Annotated in this window: 13 protein-coding genes and 1 pseudogene; 4 read left to right on the top strand and 10 right to left on the bottom strand. The window is 51.7% G+C overall.

From position 1 onward, the window contains the following. Positions 1-56: 56 nt before the first annotated feature. Positions 57-1,451, top strand: a complete 1,395-nt coding sequence (locus R50912_RS11080; protein ID WP_231637824.1) for a helix-turn-helix domain-containing protein — start codon at positions 57-59, stop codon at positions 1,449-1,451. Between the two features lie 467 nt (positions 1,452-1,918). Here R50912_RS11080 and R50912_RS11075 read toward each other — a convergent pair whose 3' ends face one another. The 6 genes and pseudogenes from R50912_RS11075 to R50912_RS35870 all read right to left on the bottom strand — a co-directional run. Next, on the bottom strand, positions 1,919-2,263 hold the full coding sequence (locus R50912_RS11075) for a DUF2642 domain-containing protein (protein ID WP_231637823.1): 345 nt from the start codon (positions 2,261-2,263) through the stop codon (positions 1,919-1,921). Between the two features lie 234 nt (positions 2,264-2,497). Beyond that, positions 2,498-3,064 (bottom strand): GNAT family N-acetyltransferase, encoded by a 567-nt coding sequence (locus tag R50912_RS11070; RefSeq protein ID WP_052416216.1) that lies wholly within the window; start codon positions 3,062-3,064, stop codon positions 2,498-2,500. Between the two features lie 70 nt (positions 3,065-3,134). After that, complete coding sequence (locus R50912_RS11065) at positions 3,135-4,064, bottom strand: helix-turn-helix transcriptional regulator (protein ID WP_042234805.1); 930 nt, start codon at positions 4,062-4,064, stop codon at positions 3,135-3,137. A gap of 158 nt (positions 4,065-4,222) precedes the next feature. Continuing rightward, complete coding sequence (locus R50912_RS11060; RefSeq protein WP_231637822.1) at positions 4,223-8,338, bottom strand: choice-of-anchor I family protein; 4,116 nt, start codon at positions 8,336-8,338, stop codon at positions 4,223-4,225. Between the two features lie 435 nt (positions 8,339-8,773). Continuing rightward, positions 8,774-9,349: a GNAT family N-acetyltransferase gene (locus R50912_RS11055; RefSeq protein ID WP_042234800.1), complete on the bottom strand. Its 576-nt coding sequence runs from the start codon at positions 9,347-9,349 to the stop codon at positions 8,774-8,776. 40 nt (positions 9,350-9,389) lie between these two features. Further along, positions 9,390-9,476, bottom strand: a pseudogene (locus R50912_RS35870) (VOC family protein); the annotation flags it as partial. A gap of 240 nt (positions 9,477-9,716) precedes the next feature. Here R50912_RS35870 and R50912_RS11050 point away from each other — a divergent pair. Continuing rightward, a complete protein-coding gene (locus R50912_RS11050; protein ID WP_231637821.1) occupies positions 9,717-10,880 on the top strand; it encodes a copper amine oxidase N-terminal domain-containing protein in 1,164 nt (387 codons plus the stop codon). 152 nt (positions 10,881-11,032) lie between these two features. Next, positions 11,033-11,416, top strand: a complete 384-nt coding sequence (locus R50912_RS11045; RefSeq protein WP_042234798.1) for a hypothetical protein — start codon at positions 11,033-11,035, stop codon at positions 11,414-11,416. Between the two features lie 8 nt (positions 11,417-11,424). Here the strand turns inward: R50912_RS11045 and R50912_RS11040 are convergent, their stop codons facing one another. Then, positions 11,425-13,260, bottom strand: a complete 1,836-nt coding sequence (locus R50912_RS11040) for a UbiD family decarboxylase (protein ID WP_042234797.1) — start codon at positions 13,258-13,260, stop codon at positions 11,425-11,427. Positions 13,261-13,447: 187 nt separating this feature from the next. On the opposite strand from R50912_RS11040, the gene R50912_RS11035 reads away from it, so the two are divergent. Next, complete coding sequence (locus tag R50912_RS11035; protein ID WP_042234795.1) at positions 13,448-14,536, top strand: low temperature requirement protein A; 1,089 nt, start codon at positions 13,448-13,450, stop codon at positions 14,534-14,536. Positions 14,537-14,605: 69 nt separating this feature from the next. On the opposite strand, the gene R50912_RS11030 is transcribed toward R50912_RS11035, so the two are convergent. From R50912_RS11030 to R50912_RS11020, 3 genes are all read right to left on the bottom strand, one after another. Beyond that, entirely contained in the window at positions 14,606-16,009 is a 1,404-nt protein-coding gene (locus tag R50912_RS11030) for a flavin-containing monooxygenase (RefSeq protein WP_042242114.1), read from the bottom strand. Between the two features lie 324 nt (positions 16,010-16,333). After that, positions 16,334-17,467 (bottom strand): Ger(x)C family spore germination protein, encoded by a 1,134-nt coding sequence (locus R50912_RS11025; protein WP_042234793.1) that lies wholly within the window; start codon positions 17,465-17,467, stop codon positions 16,334-16,336. Then, complete coding sequence (locus R50912_RS11020) at positions 17,464-18,864, bottom strand: spore germination protein (protein ID WP_052416214.1); 1,401 nt, start codon at positions 18,862-18,864, stop codon at positions 17,464-17,466. The genes R50912_RS11025 and R50912_RS11020 overlap by 4 nt, the downstream gene beginning before the upstream one ends. Positions 18,865-18,923 lie beyond the last annotated feature (59 nt).

Raw genomic sequence — 18,923 nt, 5'->3', positions numbered from 1 at the left:
TTATACACTTATAACATGAAGAACCTAAATTATGGTATTAGATTGGTGGTGTTTCTTTGGAGCCTGCAGCCACGATTCGCAGTCATTTAGAGGCTTATCTCTCTGCACAGCATATGTCCATTAATCAATTCTCCATACAGACCGGCATTAATTCGGGAACGCTCAGCCGTTTACTTAACGGCCAGCAGCCGATTGCCATGAGTCATTTGGAATTGATAACCCGGGGAATGGGAGTACCGGTGGACCATTTCTATAGTTTGTATGTGGACGAATGCTTCTATCATTCAGCACCAACCTGGCGGCGTCTGCGCCCGTTCATTCTGAGTTCAGCAGAGCTAGGGCGGCTTGACTGTATTGAACTTGTGGTTAGGAATCTGCTCGACAATTTAATCTATGCACCCATGCTGTTTGAAGTGGCCGAGGGCTTGTTTCAGGAGGGCCAATGGCAGGCAGCAGCGGTGCTGTACAAGAATGTAAGTGCAAGTGAGAAGTATCAGCATTCCGAAAGGCTTGCTATATGCCAATACCGCTTATTCCGCATTTCCATTGGTGACAGCCAAGTCCTCAATTTGCAGGCGGCTCTACTTTTTGAATGCAATATTGAGCGGTTAGAGGTAGCAGATCAGCTGGATGGGCTGAAACACCTGATGCATGTCTATTATTCACTGCACAAGTGGGACAAGGTTGATGAGCTGGCCCTGGAGATGCTCCGTTTGGCTACGCTCAGCTACAATTTCCAGTATCCCTCCGGCCGCAAGGACAGAAGCGAGAAAGCTCCCGAGAAACCGTTATACTTCTACATTCTATATTCCTATCTTATGCGCTCCAGTGTGCAGGAAGAGTATAGGAATTATACAGCGGCTCTAGATCTTATTCCACAATATATGGAGGCCGACTGGATACAGGAAGACAGTGATGAGGTCCGGGAGACGTTAGCTCAATTTAAGCTTTGGGGAACAGCAAACACCTACCTCTACCGTGTAATGGCCGGGCAATATGAGGGGCTGCAGGATTATATAGACTATATCTCTAACCATGAGGGGCAGGTTTTTACAGCTGTCTATAATATCATTAAATCAGCAAACCGCTACGGATGGAATATAGATTATATTCTTGCCAGGTTTTCTAAGCATGTTCCTTATGAACCATACAACTCCGGCTTCGGCAAATATAATCATCAGATTATTGCAGACCAGCATGCCAGATTCCTCACTGAACTAGCCATGTATAATTTACACAACAAACGGCATGATGGAATTAGCGTAATACTCAAAAGTTTGGAATCATCCGTTAGAATCAATAATGAAAGCCTAATTATTAAATGTGTAAATTTGTTTGAGCAGCACCGGCATGAGGCCAGCGAAGAAGAGCAAGTGAAGTATCAATTTCTAATCAGAGAGGTGCAGGATCCAAATGACCAAAAAGTTTATCATGTTTCTAACTTCGTTTAGTCTGCTACTTGTAATTATGTTACCGGTTGGAGGTATCGGATTCACAACAGATCTGAATAGCTCCCAATTAATTTCTACTATGGGCCATGGTGCGGGTGAGGGTTAAGTCTGTATATATTTGAATAATATTGTTAAGAAAATAGTATAACGATAGTCCTAAGACACTCCCGGACCCGGGAGTGTCTTTTTTGCAGAAATAGATTTAAATTTGAAGTATAGTGGAATTACCAGCAACTATTCGACGGGAGCAGGGAAGGTACAATCTATCGGCAACGGTTTTCACCATTTAGATGAAGAGAAGACAGGGAATTCTGACTACCTGAATGTTAAAGAAAGCATCATTTATGTCCTTCATTCCCGCTTTCTTAAATAGTTTAATCTCCAAAGTAACAAAAAAAGACCTTCCTCCATCCCATAAGGGATGAAAAAAAATCTATAAAGCTTATTGCTTATTTCATACCGCCAACCTACACATACGAAGCCAGAGCCCCCTCAAAATAAACAATCTGCGCAATCCGTATATGCAGCGAACGGTCCTCCAGATTGATCTGTATATGATCGACGCCCACTCCGGCAAGCGTACCTTCGATCCTGCCTGTAGTGGTCATAACGGCAAAGCATTGTTGCCCCACATGACGGCTGATATGCTGGAGAAACACCGGATCCAGGAGTGTTACATATTCCGTCGGCTGCGGCACACCGGGAATCGGATAGATCTGGGTATGTACCGCCGGCATCCGGTCCACATTACAAGGCTGTATGATCGGATGCTGCAGCATTTGCGGATGGCGGGCTGCTCCGTCTGTGCTCAAATAACCTCACCCCTCACCTTAAAGTATCAGTAATATCTATGCGGGGTGAGCCGGATCTATTCATGTTCACTATTTGCCATTCCATGACCGATTTCCTTGAATTTTATGCTTGTTCTTCACGAATACCGATATGCCAGGAACAATTCCGATATTGTTCAGCAGAAAATTCAGCCCTTCCTGTTCTCCAAAACGGAGACCGGAAGGGCTGAGACAAATAATACTAATCATTAACTTTTAATTGGATCTTTTCAGATAATAATCGGTATAGCCAAAGTTTCCGTTCAGCTCTAAGCGGTGATACCCCTCCTGACGCAGCACACGAATCCGCCGTTCTGCCTGCGGCACTGCTTTGGTCACCATCCCGCTGAATTCAAACCATTCACGGAAACGTTCTCCTGCTAGAGAGATAAGCTCGCACAAGTTCTCTTCTGTCTCATAGCGTGAGGCCAAATCCAGCCGCAATACGCCTGTACTCTGCTCGTCCCCGTCCACTCCTCTTCTGCAGAAAAATTCAATGGTCCCTGCAGTTGTGCCCGCTAATTTATCCACAACACTGAAGCGTATATAGGCTCTTTTCTCATATTCCCCGAGCCATGCCCCGATAATATTCTGCATATCCTTCAGGGTGTTCAACCGGAAATCTGAGCGGCAATTGTCACTGTTAAACAGCAGGCTGGCTTCAGGGTCACTGTAACAGCCCAATAAATCCTCTGCATCCTCCAGTTGTACCTGTCTAAGCCGGAACTGCTTGGTTTCAAAAACAGGACAGGTTACGTAAGGATCTGATATTTCTATTTTCATGCTAAGCTCTCCTTATGCTATGGAATAAATCCATTATAGAGGGCTATATCAGACAGCATTATGTCGCTATTCAGCTGTAAGTATCCAGAATCATTCTGGCTCTGGCCAGCAGCTTCTCCCGGAGTGACTCCGGTTCAAGAACAGTGACCTGATGGCTGTGCTGCAGGATAATGCCGAACCAGCCCTGCTCCTCTTCAGGCACCGTAAAGCCCATTACCAGGTTTTGCCCGCGCATCTCCAGCATCCTGGCATTCGGCAAAGCTTCTTCCAGCAGTACCCGGTACTCCACTGGACAGAGCAGCTTAATATTTAGATAGACCCGGTTGTCTCCATGCCCTGCCAGCAGGAGCTCCGCATCTCCATGAACTGTGGTGAAGCGTTCGGGCAGAGCCAAGATATCACGCATCCGCGACAAGCGGAACAGGCGGTAATCCGCTTGCACACAGCAATAGGCAAATAAATACCAGGCGTACCACTTGTAGGTCAACAGCAGCGGTTCAACCCGCTTGGAGGAAGCCTTAAGATGGGCATTCGTATATTGGAATTGGACAGCATGTTTCTCACGGATCGCTCGTTCAAGTACAGCGATGGTTTCGCCGGTCCCCACACCTTCCTGAAGCACCCCGAGATTCAGCTGAAAAGCTTGCGGAGCCGCCTCTTTATCCGGCGAGAGCGCAACCATTTTCTCCACCGTATCCTGAGCCTGCCTGCTGTCATATCCGGACACGAAACCTCTCAGCGCTGCCAGAATATACGCATAGTCCTGCGGCTGAAGCAGCTGCCTGTTCATCTTGAAGCTGTCCAGAATGTAATAGCCGCCGTTCAGGCCCTGCAGCGAGCCTATGGGAATCCCGGCCAGACTGATCGCTTCAATGTCCCGCTGAATGGTCCGCGCGGACACTTCGAACTTCCCGGCCAGCACCCGCCCGCTGACGGTCTCCCGGTTGAGCAGATAGACTACGATGCCCAGCAATCGATTAATCTTCATGGTCAGCCCCACGCTCCATTCTCATCCTCATCCTTATGCGTCCCTTGTAGCTTATCCCGAAGCTCCGGATTTTTCCATGATGCATCTAACTGCTCCCTTTAACGGCAAAAGGGGTGTTTAGAGGCCGCTTTATGGCCTCTAAACACCCTTCAGGAATCATTTAAAATGGTTTATTTCTGCACTGCTTTGAGCAGTTTGGCTAACATATGTGCCGTTTCCTCACGTGTAGCGGTTGCCTTAGGTGCGAAGTTAACACTGCCGTCAGAGCTGGCATGGCCGGTGAGAATGCCGGCCTGCGCTGCAGCTGTGGCGGCTTCCACTGCATAAGAGCTAATCAACTGCTGATCTGCAAAGGCCGCAGAGCCGCCGTTCTCCTGCAGATTCCACTTCATTGAATCTGACAGACGGATCATCATCACGGCGAACTGCTCGCGTGTGACCGGTGCCTTGGGTTCAAATCTTCCGTCTCCCGTTCCCCGGACAATTCCGCTCTGATTCGCCCAGTCCACAGCGGCAGCATAATAGTCCCCCGGCTTCACATCCGTAAAGCTGCCCCCAGCTGAGGATTTCAGCTCTGCCCCGGCCAGACGGGCCAGGAGCAGCGCGGCATCGCCGCGGCTCAGCTTGCCTTTCAGGCCAAATGTCTCTGAGGAGACCCCGGTAACAATGCCGCGTGCCGCAAGGTACGTAATGGAATCCTTGGCATAACTGCTTCCCGTATCCGCAAACACAAGCTTATTGTAGCCAACCGCGTACACCGAGAAATGATTCGTGCGGAAGGAGAGCAGGCCGTTCCCTGGATCATAGCTGCTGCCCGGAAGGACAACCAGCTCGCCGCCTGCGCTCACCTGATAGGCAGCAACCGCATTGGCGTCTTCACCGGACGCCAGTGTATAAGGGATGCTTACATCCACCTTACCTTCACCGAAGCTCGAAAGCGCCTGCACTCCGGCCTGAACCATTAGGCTTAGCACCGGGCGGTTGCCAATGATGCTGGCTGAACCCGCCGCTGCCTGACCGGTCAAGGTACTGCCGAGCTCGGCTTTGGCAAGGGTCAGACTGATATCTTCGTTGCCTGCCGCCGTGTGAATGGCGGAGAAGGCAGCCCGGTCGAAGGTAACTGTACCGGGTCCTCCGGTCACACTCACTGCCTCCAGCGAACTGCCGGCAATCTGAGCCCATGCTGCGGCTGGAATCTTCAGCGACACCGCTGCGGCCGCATGCCCCGAAATGATATGCAATACAAGCTCCCTGGCACTTGAAGTCTTCAGGGTCTCAAGTGCTGCTGCCACTTCAGCAGCGGTTACCGACAAGCTGAGTTTGCCTTCTGCATCAGCTTGTCCCTTCAGTCCCATGACAGCTTTGCCGCCTTCTATAGTAACTGCAGCAGTTGCGTTTGCAGCCCCTGCTGCACCTGGTGAAACCCCGCTTCCACCGGAAGAACCCGCCCCCGGTAAGCTGGCAACCGGACCAGCAGCCGCAATCGTTACCTGCGATTCAGCTACACCGTAGCCGTCCGCACTGTATACCGAGACAACAACCGTTCCTGCGGCATGCGGTGTTACTTTACCAGTCTGATCGACAGAAGCTACAGAAGCGTTGGAAGAGCTCCAGCTGAGCGGGCCCTCCGCTACTCCGCTGGCCTGAGCTGTTGCCTTGAGCACTACTGCCGTTCCTCCGGCTGTCAGAGACAGCGAGGACTGGTCCAGTGAAATTTTCGTTACGTTCAGCTGGTAGACGGCAACCGTTCCCCCGACCTCGTTGGCGACCAGCACGAGCGGCAGTCCGGTCGGACTGGCCGTAGCCGGGATGAAATCAATCCCTTCCGGCCCGGTGTCGGTCTCCAGATTATTCTTAGGCGTGAATTCACGGGAATTGATATAATTCACAAACTGCGGCTGCCCGGGATTGGTTACATCGTAGGTCATCAGACCGCCGATACGCTCTAATCCGGTGAAGGCCAGCGCCTTTTTCCCCACCATGCCTACCTTGACATATTCAGGTTCCGGCCCTTTTTTGGAGCTGCGGCTGTCAAGTGTCGTATTGCTGTTGCTTGCATTGAAATAGTCTGGCAGACGTTCCGCAGTAATCTGTTCAAAATCGCTGCCGCTGTCATAGACCTGCGTCATGTCCGCCGCATCCCATACTGAGAAAGAACGGCCTCCGTACAGGTAGATGCCGTCATTGCCCATATCCGACATCACTTCTACCCCGTCATATTTCGCGGTGTCGTTCAGGAACTTGGCCGCAGCAGAATTCGGATTCAGCAGACCTTTCACTTTGCTGATCTTGGTTGCATTCTCCTTGCTGTCCCATTCGGTGGCATCCCCTTCGTTGGCTGTAAACAAATAGGTTTTGCCGTTTACTGTATATTGGCTGATACCGTCCGGCATGTAGACCCCTTTAAACGGCACATTCTCCAGATGGATCGTACTGTCATTTATCAAATCAAGCTTATTCTCCGGCTTGCTGAAATCCTTGAATCCAAGACCCTTGACCCATAACAGCTTTCCGGAGACAACATCAACCGCGGCAATCGCATTATTCTCCTGAAGCGAGACATACGCTGTTGTCTGATCCCCGGAGAGCTCGATGAACTCCGGCTCCAGATCGCGTTTAGCATCCGCCTTGCTCCCTTTCCCGGTAATCAGCTTGGTCTTAGGATCCACAGCACCACGGATATGCACAAGGTCATCAATAACCCCCGGATCGTCGAATTTCACAAGGTTCACTGCTTTGGTAGCCGTATTGATGATCGTTACACTGCCTTCAGGATCACCTGCTAGTGTACGGGGCTCGGCCTCGTCTGCCGTAAGAATATAACGGCCGTCTTCCGTATATTTGAGCATATCCGGCTGGATGCCGGTCTCATATTGTTCCAGTAGCCTGCCGTCATAATCCAGCACAAGCACTTTACCATTCTTCAATGCATCTTCTTCCTGTACAGCAACAGCAATCCGCTTGGTGGCCGTATTGATATCGACACTCGTCAAGTCGCCGTAGCTGAAGCCCCCGGTTTCTGACAGCTGCTCCACATTGATGCTGGTTTCCTTCTCCGGGTGAATGCCATCCTTCAGATTCACGATGTCCACCGATGCCGGATGGGTTGAGCCGTTGACAAGGTAGAATTTCCCGTTATCACGGTTGTACTTAATGATCTCGGCTACACCGCCATCCTCACTGGTCGTACCAACTGCATACCCGCCAATTTTGGTGATGCTGATGACATCCTCCGTAAGCGGAGCAGCCTCAGGTTGGACCGTCAGCGGGAGCATCGTTTCAGCCTTGTTGGAAGGAGCAGCACTGTCGTATACAGAGAAAGTTACCGTTTCCTTTCCGGATTTCAGCGGAGTGCCGCTAACTGCACCGGATACGGAGTCAATGCTCAGCCCGTCAGGCAGGCCCGCTGCGGAGTAGGAATACGGCTGTGTTCCGCCATACACCGAGAGGGATACTGAATATGGCGACCCTGCTGTCGCCTGAGGCAATGATGCAGTCGCTATGCCCAGGGCAGGAGCCTTTATCCCCCAGGCGCCATCGGCACTGTTATGCGGCTTCATCTGATTCATTGCTGCCCCATCCAGCTTATCGAATGAAATCTGCGCAAAATCCGCTTTATTGTTGTCCGTGTCCACGTAATCCGTGCGGCGCACTGACTTTTGCTTGGAGGTCCCGCCGGTCTTGCCCGTCGGATAATCCGCCTCATAGCCATCGATCGTAGCACCGTTATCATTGCCAGCTGTGCCGATCATATCTACATAATCCGGTGACTTGTCCAGGAACGGATTTGCGTTCTCCAGCAGAGCGGAACTGCTAAGAAGGACTACCTTCATGCCTTTATTATTAAAAAGAAGTTCATCCCAGCTCTGATCCCCCTTGCCGCTGAGGTCACTTTGGTAGACGGGATTCACTTTACCGTACGTAATAAGGTAGGAGGTATGCGCTTTAATAGTACCGGTCAGAGCAAGCTTGCTCCAGGCACCGGTCATGCCGGGATCGGAATACTGCACCGACCAGCCGCTCAGATTCACATCCGAATCTGTGGGATTATATAACTCAATGAAGCCTTTGGAGAAGTAGCCCTCTGTAGTTTCGGCATCACCGCCGCCGTAAATCTGGTTGACGACAATGTGCGGAACGGCTACATCATAGCTGCCGGAAGCATTATACGGAGTGCCTGGCTGTATCAAAGGGGCGGCGGCTACCGGGCCTGCGCCCCATGCGGTTCCGGCTGCAAGCTCTGCGGCGAGGAGAAGAGAAAGGATGGCTTTACTGGATGAATTCAAGAGATTGTCACTCCTATATTCTATAGTTTATTTTTTAACTACTTTTTAAACTACTATAGGAGATGATTATTTGCTCACTTGAAGATTTACATAAACTGAATGTAAAGCCGGTGGCGCATACGTGAAATAGCCCCACACAGCGGGGCTGTGGGGGCTATACTTCGAAGATTTTGTAAAATCCTGCACGTAATACAACATTCTCCTCACTATACCAGTCCAAAAACCAATATTGTTGTAGAAAATGCAGCATTTCTCCTCCACTTGGCGGTTTAGCAGAACTATTGTTGCATTTCCTACAACAATCCTCCCGAACACCCAGATATTCAGGAATCAAAGCTGCACAATGTACAACATTTATGCCCTTAGTGCTAACTTAAGAGTCTCTATCCTGCCGGAAACGAATCTAGCATGAGGAATGGTCGAATTCCGCCAGCCTCACAGCGATCTGCCGGTAACATCATCCCTTTGGTTCATACTCATCCACTCACTCCCAAGCAAACCATAGGCATAGGTATCATGCCATCCCGGGTTGCCCTGTTCATCAGGCTTGAAATAACCTGTCTGCAGAAAATGCCCCTCCCGGCGCAGCTTCAGCCGCTCGAGCAGCTGCCATGACGGATGATTATCCGGATCACAATGCGCGGTCACGCGTCTGATTCCAAGCGTACCGAAGCCGTACGCCAGCAGCTCACGGCAAGCCTCTGCCGCATAGCCTTTTCCTTGATAGTTACTGTTGAACACATAGCCCAGCTCCCAGGTCTGAAACTGCGGCGGGTTCTGCTGCTGGAAATACAAGTTCCCGATCAGTCTGCCGCTGTCCTTCAGACATACGGCCCAGAAGGCGTGATCGGTTGCCCGGCGCTCTGCCTCAGCCTTACTTGCAGCCTGGTCATATACGCCGTAAGGCTCGAATCTCACAACCTCTTCCTGCGAGAGATAGGCATGCAGATCGTCCCCGTCTTCTGCTCTGAAGCTCCGTAAGATTAACCGCTGCGTTTCTAATACATCCATCTTTGTTTCCCCCTGCATGCAGTGTATGCTTTCCCTAATTTCAACTTTCGGGTATCTGATCCATATCCATATAGAGCACATTCCAGCGGTGTCCGTCGGGATCAGCGAAGCCTGCGCCGTACATCCAGCGACCAGGCCGGCCATCTCATCACTGCCTTCATGCCCCGGATGAAAGCGCTATTCTGCCACTCTAAACAACATAGTAGCATATCCACAGGAGACTGGGCATACTCATCATCACTTCGTCCATATTTTTACAAACACCCGAAACCTTCCATCATTATATCCGTCTATATATTCGTCAATATGGAACAGAAGAATAATGCCAGAGCATGGCAATCACGCTTTTATTGAAAGGATGGGAACGATGAAGATTACCCGGAAAATATTACTCCTCCCCGCACTTGCACTTGCAATGGCAACGGGCACACCGGCAGTCCCGGCTTCCGCCAAGTCTGTTTCTGAGGTAAAGATCTACTTTACCTATAGCAGTGAGAGCGGTATATCGGGGAGTTCAGTGGGGAACGCACAGATTAAGAATGGAATCTCCTACATGCCTGCCAATCTGGTGAAAGCTACCGGAATGGAGATCCTGTGGAACAATGCGGCTAAAACTGCTACATTCAGCGGCTGGAATAAAAGCTTCAGTGTACAGCTGGGCAGCTCCACCGGTGTACTCGACGGGCAGAAGGTTCAGCTAGGCGGCACTCCGTATATGTCAAACCAAGAGCTGTATGTACCTGTTAAATTTATTGCAGCGGCACTTGAAGGGGGACCTGTCCGGTGGGACTCTGCAAAGAAGACTCTGCTGATCAATCATCTGCATATGTACCGCAGCTATTCGGAAACCTTCGAGGGCGGAGTGTATTCCCTATCCCTTGACAGCGGTGAGTTGTACCTCACCACCAAGCAGAACACGAAGCACAAGCTTGCTACGCTGGGCAGAGGTCTGGATGTTATTGACTTCACCTTCGAGCATACACCTGCAGGCCTGACTTTGCTGCGTGTAAGCAATGTTTACGGCGAACCGCATCTGCATGCCGGGTACTACACCTATCTTTTGAAAAATGGCAGTGTCATTCGTCAGGGGCATATAGATACCTACACCTCCTTCGGCACAGCCGCCGAATGGTCTGAGGGGAAGCTGGTATTGAATGACGGGCAGACTTTGCGGCTGATTGAGGATGGAACGGGAGCGGTCAGTGAAACAATTGATTTACCACACCTGATGGGTGCAACCGTCACGAAAGATGTCTACTATAATGTCGAAGCTGTCTTCAAGGATGTCCTGCTGGTCCGCCCTCTGGATACAGCCCTCCTGACACTCGTCAATCGTACTACCGGCGAGCAAGTCCCGCTGTACAAGGAGCTACTCAGTGCTGAAGGGCAGCTTGATGTGGAGCAAATCGATTACATGTTCCCCGGGGACCATATTAAGTTCACCAAGCGTGTGGGCAATGTGTTCACCTTCACTGTTAACTATCTGGACGGCAGCGAAGAAACTGTGCATACCTATACACTGCCTGAATAAACGTCAACTAATTCCGGGGAAACTCCCTAAATGGAGCTGTAGTTGGATAAACAACACTTAATTTAACCCATCTTACGGGATATCGGGATATGGGCTGAACTTAAGTGACGTTTTTCCAACTAAAAGCTTACTGAAAGGAGTAAACCAGACGAATGAAGAAGTTCATCGTTGCCGCAAGCGTAATCTTCCTCGCTGCCTGCTCATCTGCCAACCAAGAAGTACAAACCCCGCAGCCGGGTCCCTCTAGTCAACACATAAAGATCCGCACTGCGGGGTCCATTGCCTTTCCATGTGTCAAATGGAATGACCGAATATATCAAATTACGAGAACGCAGGTTACTGATGTGGGGGAACAAATCGGCGAAATTACATTGCAGTCCCTGGAGCCTATCGCAGATACTCCCAACAACTTCTCCACTACTTTCTCTGAAGGCAGCAAGCTATACGCCATTAATGATATCCCTACAGCAGAAGCAATCGCCGTCTTAAACAGTGAAGATGAATACCTTAAAGTTGAGGTGCCCGTCAGGGAGTAAGCTCCCTTCTATCCCCGCATACCGCCCAAGCTGGCTCCGGGAGCAAATACCCGCTGTATATTCTTCTGCACCTCAGGGTCGGGGATTAACGGCGGCGCCTGATGCGGCTTCACCCGGGCATCGATAATGATAGTATCGCAGGCCCAATGTTTATGCTCTACCCTGCTGTTCACCCCGTGGATATCATGGGAAGGATTGCTCCGTGTAAAGGTCGCCCACAGGAAATTGTTCAGATGCTCCGACATGAATCCGCTGTCGTCGCACAGAATGATCATCGGGCAGGAATCGAGCGGCCCCTGCTCCGCAATGGCGGCACACAGGCCGGCGATTTCCTCTGCTGCTGACTGGTAATCCGCGAACGGCTCGCCTTGCAGCGCCACAACACCCGGCATAATCATCGCCGCCGGTCCCCAGCTCTGCTGTGCCTGCAGAATCCCAGGCACTTCCGTGCATAGGCTCCGCTTCTGCTCGCCTACCGCAGCGAATACCACCTTACTGCCGCTGTTGATTCCGGTGCCGGAATAATCCAGTGTATCTATGGTGGTATTCGTCTGGAAGTGAATATCGCGGTGCAGATTAATCCGCTCCAGGATATACGTCAAGAAACCTTCAATATCATGCGTGCTGACCGGCTGGTCCTCTTCTGCGGTGATGAACAGATATTTCGCCAGACTGAGCTGTCCGGTTCCGAGAATGCGGTTGGCGATGGTCAGCAGCTCCGCCGGCTGCTTAAGCTGCTGATAAGGTGTATAGCGTTCACTGCCGATGGCGAATAGCAGCGGATGCACTCCTGAGGCATCTACGGCATGCACTTCTTTGACGCCGGGAACCTCCGACTGGATCGCCCCGCCGGTCAGCTCGTGGATCAATTCTCCGAAGGCGGTGTCTTCCTGCGGCGGACGGCCGACGACCGTGAAGGGGAAGATGGCCCCTCGCTTGGCATAGACCTTATGCACTCTCATCACCGGAAACGGATGGGTCAGGCTGTAGTAGCCCAGATGATCCCCGAACGGACCTTCCGGCTTCGTCTCACCGGGATGGATCTCTCCGGTAATCACGAAATCGGCATCGCTGCTAATGCAGAATCCGTCCACATAGGTGTAGCGGAAATGGCGTCCGGCCAGCAGCCCGGCAAAGGTCATCTCGCTGAGGCCCTCCGGCAGCGGCATCACCGCCGACAGCGTATGTGCCGGAGGTCCGCCGATGAAGCAGCTCACCTTGAGCGGCTCGCCGCGTTTATTGGCCTGGGACTGATGTATGCCGATGCCGCGGTGAATCTGGTAATGCACGCCTACTTCCTTATTCATCTCGTACTCATTGCCGCTAAGCTGAATCCGGTACATCCCGAGATTGGAGTTCATGATCCCCGGCTTGTCCGGATCTTCCGAATACACCTGCGGCAGCGTGACGAACGCCCCTCCGTCTCCCTGCCAGTGCTTGATCTGGGGAAGATCGGAGATTTGAATTTCCTCGAAACCGGCAGGAGCACTGCCGCGCTTTTTCAGCGGAAGTGCTTTTCTGGCTGCAAGGGCGGTTCCAATATATCTGAAAGGCTGCTTGAGCGCCTTCATGGGATTGCTGCGCAAAGCGATAACATCCTGGGAGGATTGCCAGGTATCCCGGAAGATGAATTTGCTGCGCTCGATCGTTCCGAACAGATTCGATACCGCGCGGTACTTCGAGCCTCTGACATTCTCGAACAGCAATGCTGGACCGCCCGCTTCATAGACCTTCATATGGATCGCCGCCATTTCCAGATGCGGGTCAACTTCCTCATGTATGCGAATTAAATGTCCGTGCTTCTCCAAGTCAATAATGCATTCTTCCATATTACGATATGACATGCTTCTACCCCGATCCTGTAAAGAATATGAACCTCTATATTATCCGTGAGAGTGCAGCCCAGGTCAATTGCTGCCGGAATGAACCATGGTTAATCCACCTGCTGTCTTGCCTTCTTCTATCCAGAGCCTTTATTATACTTGTTAACCGGACTGCTCCGGTAAACAAACGGCAAAGGAGACTTACAGAATGATCATCAAAAAAGTAACCTGGCTGGAGCTCTTCTATGATTTGCTGTTTGTCGCTGCGGTCTCCAAGGCCAGCCATGTGCTCCTGCATGTAGAAGACGAGGTTCTCTCTCTAGAGACACTGGGCAAATTCGTACTGATCTTCATTCCGATTTGGTGGGCCTGGGTAGGCCAGACGCTTTTCGTCAACCGCTATGGACAGGATACGGTGACGCACCGGATTTTCCTGATCATCCAATTGTTCTTCGTGCTGATTATGACAGCCAGCCTGTCTGTGGATTTCGATGCCAACTATCTGCCGTTTCTGATTGGCTATCTCGGACTCCGGATCATGACCGCCGTCCAGTATCACTACGCACATTCCAAAGAAAGCGGCCATCTGCGGAACACTGCCCGTTATTTGGGAACACGCTTTTGGATCGGACTGGTGATTTCGGCCTGTTCGCTGTTCTTCGATTCCTGGCTCCGGTATGCCGTGCTGTACGCCGGGATTACGCTGGACATTATCCTCCCGCTTACCGGCCGGCGGATTCTTGTGAAGACTCCCGCCAATACGCATCATCTGCTGGAACGGTTCTCACTGTTCGCTTTAATTCTCCTGGGTGAATCTGTCGTCAGCATTCTTGCCGTACTGCAGTCCAGTACCTGGACCGGACAATCTGTCGGCTTCGCCGCCCTCACCTTCGTATTGATTATCGCGGTGTGGTGGCAGTATTATGACAACCTGGAGAAGAAGCTCGATATGCATATTCAAACGGCCGGACAGACTATTATCTACGGACATCTGTTTATCTATCTGTCGTTATGTATGCTTGCCGCATCAATCCAGCTGCTCTTCCTGAACAAGCTTCATTATGACCTGATGCTGAATCTGCTCTTCGGCTCAGTCCTGCTCTACTTCGCTTCAACCACACTGGTCTTCCATGTCTACAGACATAAGCAGCACCGGCTGGGGGTTAAGCATCTGGCGCTGCTCACCGCTCTTCTGATCTGCTTCTACGTGCTGGATCTCGTAATCCATGTTCCGAATGTGCTGATCATGGGCGAGCTGGCGCTGTTCTTCGCGGTGTATGCCAGGATCACAACCTAGACAACACGCCCAACAAGTACAAAGGCTGTACCAAAGGTCTCCCTGACCCTGGTACAGCCTCTTCTTGTATTACTTGCCTGTAAATTCAATCTCGTCGTAATCATAATAAGCCTGAAGGGTCTGCTGGCGGTCATCCATGAACAACTGGTCGGCTACACCACAGACAAGCTTCGGTATCGCATTCTTCAGGCCGGAGATCGCCGATGCCGATAAGCCGCAGCTGGCCAGGGCTGAATAATTGAAGAGGAATATTCCATGCAGCAGCTTGCGGCCTGCCTCATCCCGGCTCTGCAGCGCAAACCCCGGGCTGAGGTACGGATGCGCATCCAGCAGCGCATTCGCAGCTCCGGACGGCGCCTCATAGCGGTCGCGCCAGCGGGCAATATGAGCTTCAACCTGCTGCAGCTCCGGCCGCAGGGCGGGATCACTGAGCAGCCCGGTGCTGACAATCAGGAAGTCGAAGCTGAATTCACCCTTAGGTGTAGTCACTGCCGCTTCTTCTCCGGAAGCTGCCACACTAAGCCAGGGAGAACCGAGATGCAGCCGAAAGCCGGGCCAGGCCGCCGCCCGTGCAAAGGTGTCGTTCGTTGGCGGCTGATTATAATTGAAGAAATGCGAGATCACTGCATATTTATCTTCATCCGCTAAGGCATGGAACCGTTCAATCATTCCCGAAACCTCCATCTGGCGGATCGGATTCACATTCGGCAGCTGTTCGCGGCGGACGAACACATGCGCTTCCGCCGCTCCTTCAGTAAGAACGAAGTTGGCATTGTCGAAGGCCGAGGCCCCGCCGCCGAGAATCGCTACCCGCTTGCCGCGGAGAGCGGCGAAATCAATCTTCTGCGAGGTATGTGCATACAGATGCTCCGGCAGATGCTCCGCAATCATCGGCGGGACATGCCACTCGCCTCCGCCCTGGATCCCTGTGGCCAGTACGATCTTGCGCGCCAGCAGCAGACCGGACGGGGCACCCGCTCCAGCAATCCGCAGCCGGTAGATCCCGTCCTCACCCGGTTCGATCAGCTTAAGCTGCACCTCATTGATCACCGGCAGCTGCAGAATCCGCCGGTACCAGCGCAGATAATTCATCCAGTCGCCGCGGGGGATTTTGCCTAATTCCTCCCAGGCTGCTGTTCCCTTCTGCGCTTCCCACCAGGAGCGGAAGGTGAGCGATGGAATGCCCAGATCAATGGAGGTCAAATGCTTGGGCGTGCGCAGAGTCACCATCCGTGCATATGTTTCCCATGGACCTTCCAGCCCGTCACTGTTCTCATCAATAATCAGAATGTTGGATATCCGTTCACGCAGCAGGCCGAAAGCCGCTCCGAGTCCGCTTTGCCCCCCGCCTACAATCACTACATCATAGACATGGCCTTCGGGATGCTCCAGAGGGCGTATCCAGTCCGCGCCCCCATAGGCAAGGTAGGAAAGATCCGTCTTCACACGTTCATTCAAGGCTTCCAGGCTCATCATCCTCAGACCTTTCGCTGGCATCTTTAGGCTGCATAATTACGGGCAGTTCCGCACTGTATCATCCCTATACCTATGGCCACATTATAGCTTTAATGCTCCGGCTTTGAAATGTTCATGGCAGGTTTATTGTCATTATAGCTAAAATTTGCGGATTGGTTTGTATAATCGAACAATATTTTATAGATATCACCCATCGAATCTTGACAAAAGATACATCACACCGTCTACACCGCTCATTCGCGGCACGAAATCTGTCATATAAAAAAAGCTGTAACCGCAGCCCTTATGGCCGTGATAACAGCTTCTATAATTATCATATTGCTATTCCGCATCCCTAAGCGTTGTCGTGCCGTTGATATCTACCGTAACCTTAAGGTCGAGCTCTGTACTCCCGATGATATTCCGCCCGGCGAGCTTGGGATATTTCCGTTCAAACTTCTCCTGGATATCAAAAATATCGGTCCCTTTATCCTTCCACTCCTGAAACAGCGCCAGACAATTGGCTCTGATCTTCGCTGCCATGGACGCCTCCAGCTTCGCAATGTTTTCCTCGTTCAGCTTCAGCTTCCCCTGGATTAAGGATACATCGGTGTTCAGCTTAAGGATGATCTCCATCTTTAGTATGCCGTCTTTATAATCGAGCCTGGACTTGTAGCGGTTATTCTGCAGCAGCAGGCTCACCGTCTTCGTCCGGTCCTCGGGATTCTGCGTATTGATATTGCCCGATACCTCGTTATTGAGCAGGAAGTTGAAGTAGATGGACTTCTCGCTGCTCAGCCTGCCTACCATTCTATATTCTTTAATCAGTGCCAGTCCGTCCAGGAAATACTGCCCCTTCGTATCCTTATCCTTGGACACATTCATGATTGACATGGAATTCACATGATCACCGATAATCTTCTGATTCATGAACTCCCTGATGTTCAGCTTGACGCCATAGGAGGTTACGGATGCTTTGTTGCCCAGCATGTCATAGAGGTACAGGCCGGTCATAACCTCTTCCTCATGGTTGGGCTTGATGAAATCCTCAGTCTCTCCTACATACACGCCCAGAAGTGTACGTGTGCTGGATTCCTGCCACCGGTCAAAAATATCAAATGCCTGGTCCAGCCCGCCCGCCGCAAAACGTTTCGTGAAGAGGATGACTTTGTTGTGGGCAAGGGTAACCGGGGAACTGGTATGAGTTTCCAGACGGTTGAGGGCATCGCCCGGATTCTGGGTTGCTATTTTATATACAATCCTCTCCTCCTGGTTCGCCTCTTTGGAGGAGCTGCGGATCGAGTTCAGCGTCTCAAAATAAAAAATGAGATTCTCCTCCTCATCCTGATCAATCAGAATGGAGGTCACGAATGCGATGTGGTCAAGATCCCTGTAGCCCAAGCAGGAGGCCAGCAGGAAGGGCAGCACCGCCAGCATCAGTGTGACGAGTACTTTTCTGCGGAGCGACTTGATCATTTTCTGCCCCGGTACAGGAAGGGTTTCGATACTTTGCTCAGCGGTCCCCGGACCAGCACATCCAGATTGGCGGCGCGGAACGATTTCTCGGTGCCCAGCGGGAACAGATACGGATAATCACAGGATCTCAGCGATCCCAGATGGGCCACCAGCAGGATGAATCCCAGATAGAAGCCGTGCAGCCCGAAACCGGCAGACATGATGATAGAGAACACTGCCCATACAGAAATGGCCGAGGTCAGGCGCGGATTAATGAACGAGGTAATGGCATAAATCCCTGTCACGACCACCGTAGCCTGGGAAGCCAGTCCGGCGCCGACGGCAGCATCACCCAGAATCAGGGCGCCTACAATACTGAGCGCTTGTCCGATCTGATGTGGCAGCCGCCGTCCGGCTTCCCGGGAGAGCTCGAAGAACAGGAACATCAGGACCACTTCCACCACTGTCGGAAAAGGCACCCCCGAACGGGACACGGCAAGCTTGAACACAAACGCCGAAGGAATCAGCGAGAAGTGATGCGTGGTCAGCGCCACATAGAATCCCGGCAGGAGCAGCGATACCAGCACCGAGCCGAATCTCACAAAGCGCAGCAGCGTAACAAACAGCCTGTTGGTGGCATAATCATCCGGGGACTGCAGGTTCTCAAAAAAGAAACAGGGCGCGGTCAGTGCAAACGGCGTTCCATTCACAATTACGGAGATTCTGCCCTCAAACAGCTTGGCGACTACCGCATCGGGCTTCTCGGTGTATCCTATGGTATCGAACAGCGTCTTGCCCGGACTTAAGGCTTCCGCAACATACTGTGCGCCCAGCACGAATTCATTGTCCATAGCCTCCAGCTTCTGGCGGACAGTCGCGACAAGATCCTCCGGAGCCGTCCCCTCCACATAGAGCAGAACCGCCTGCGTCTTCGACTGCTTGCCCAGAATATGGCTTTCAATCTTCAGCGTCTGCGTAGCCATCCGTTTGCGGATCAGGCTGACATTGTTGACCAGCAGCTCATTGAAGCTCTCGTTCGAGCCGACGAGCGACGCTTCGAACTGCGATTTCTCGACCGGACGGGATTCCAGCTTGCGGGCGTCAAAATAAACAGCATACTGGAGCTGCTCAAAAATCAGCACCGGATCACCTGCCAGCAGATGCTCAAGCGCCTCGTCCGCATCCTTGACCTCCCCGAATTTAGCGGCATAGATGGCCTTACCGACCGCTTCTCTGCTTGTTATCCCCCCTGCCGCCTGCGACAGCGGCTCAATAATATATTGGCTCATATAGTTAGAATCACAAATGGTTTCTATATAAAAGAGAGTTATGACAGTATCATTCATCACGATATCCCGCTTAATGAAATCAAAGCAGCCGCTTAGTATAGAGGAAAGCTCACTCGCTTGTACGGTCATCCGGTTTCCCGCCCTTCTTAAGTGGTAGGGATAGTATGCCGGATTACCGGAATAATATT

The sequence above is a fragment of the Paenibacillus sp. FSL R5-0912 genome (assembly GCF_000758605.1).
In the GTDB taxonomy this organism is placed as follows: Bacteria; Bacillota; Bacilli; order Paenibacillales; family Paenibacillaceae; genus Paenibacillus_AQ.
This window is presented reverse-complemented; position numbering and strand designations above follow the sequence as displayed.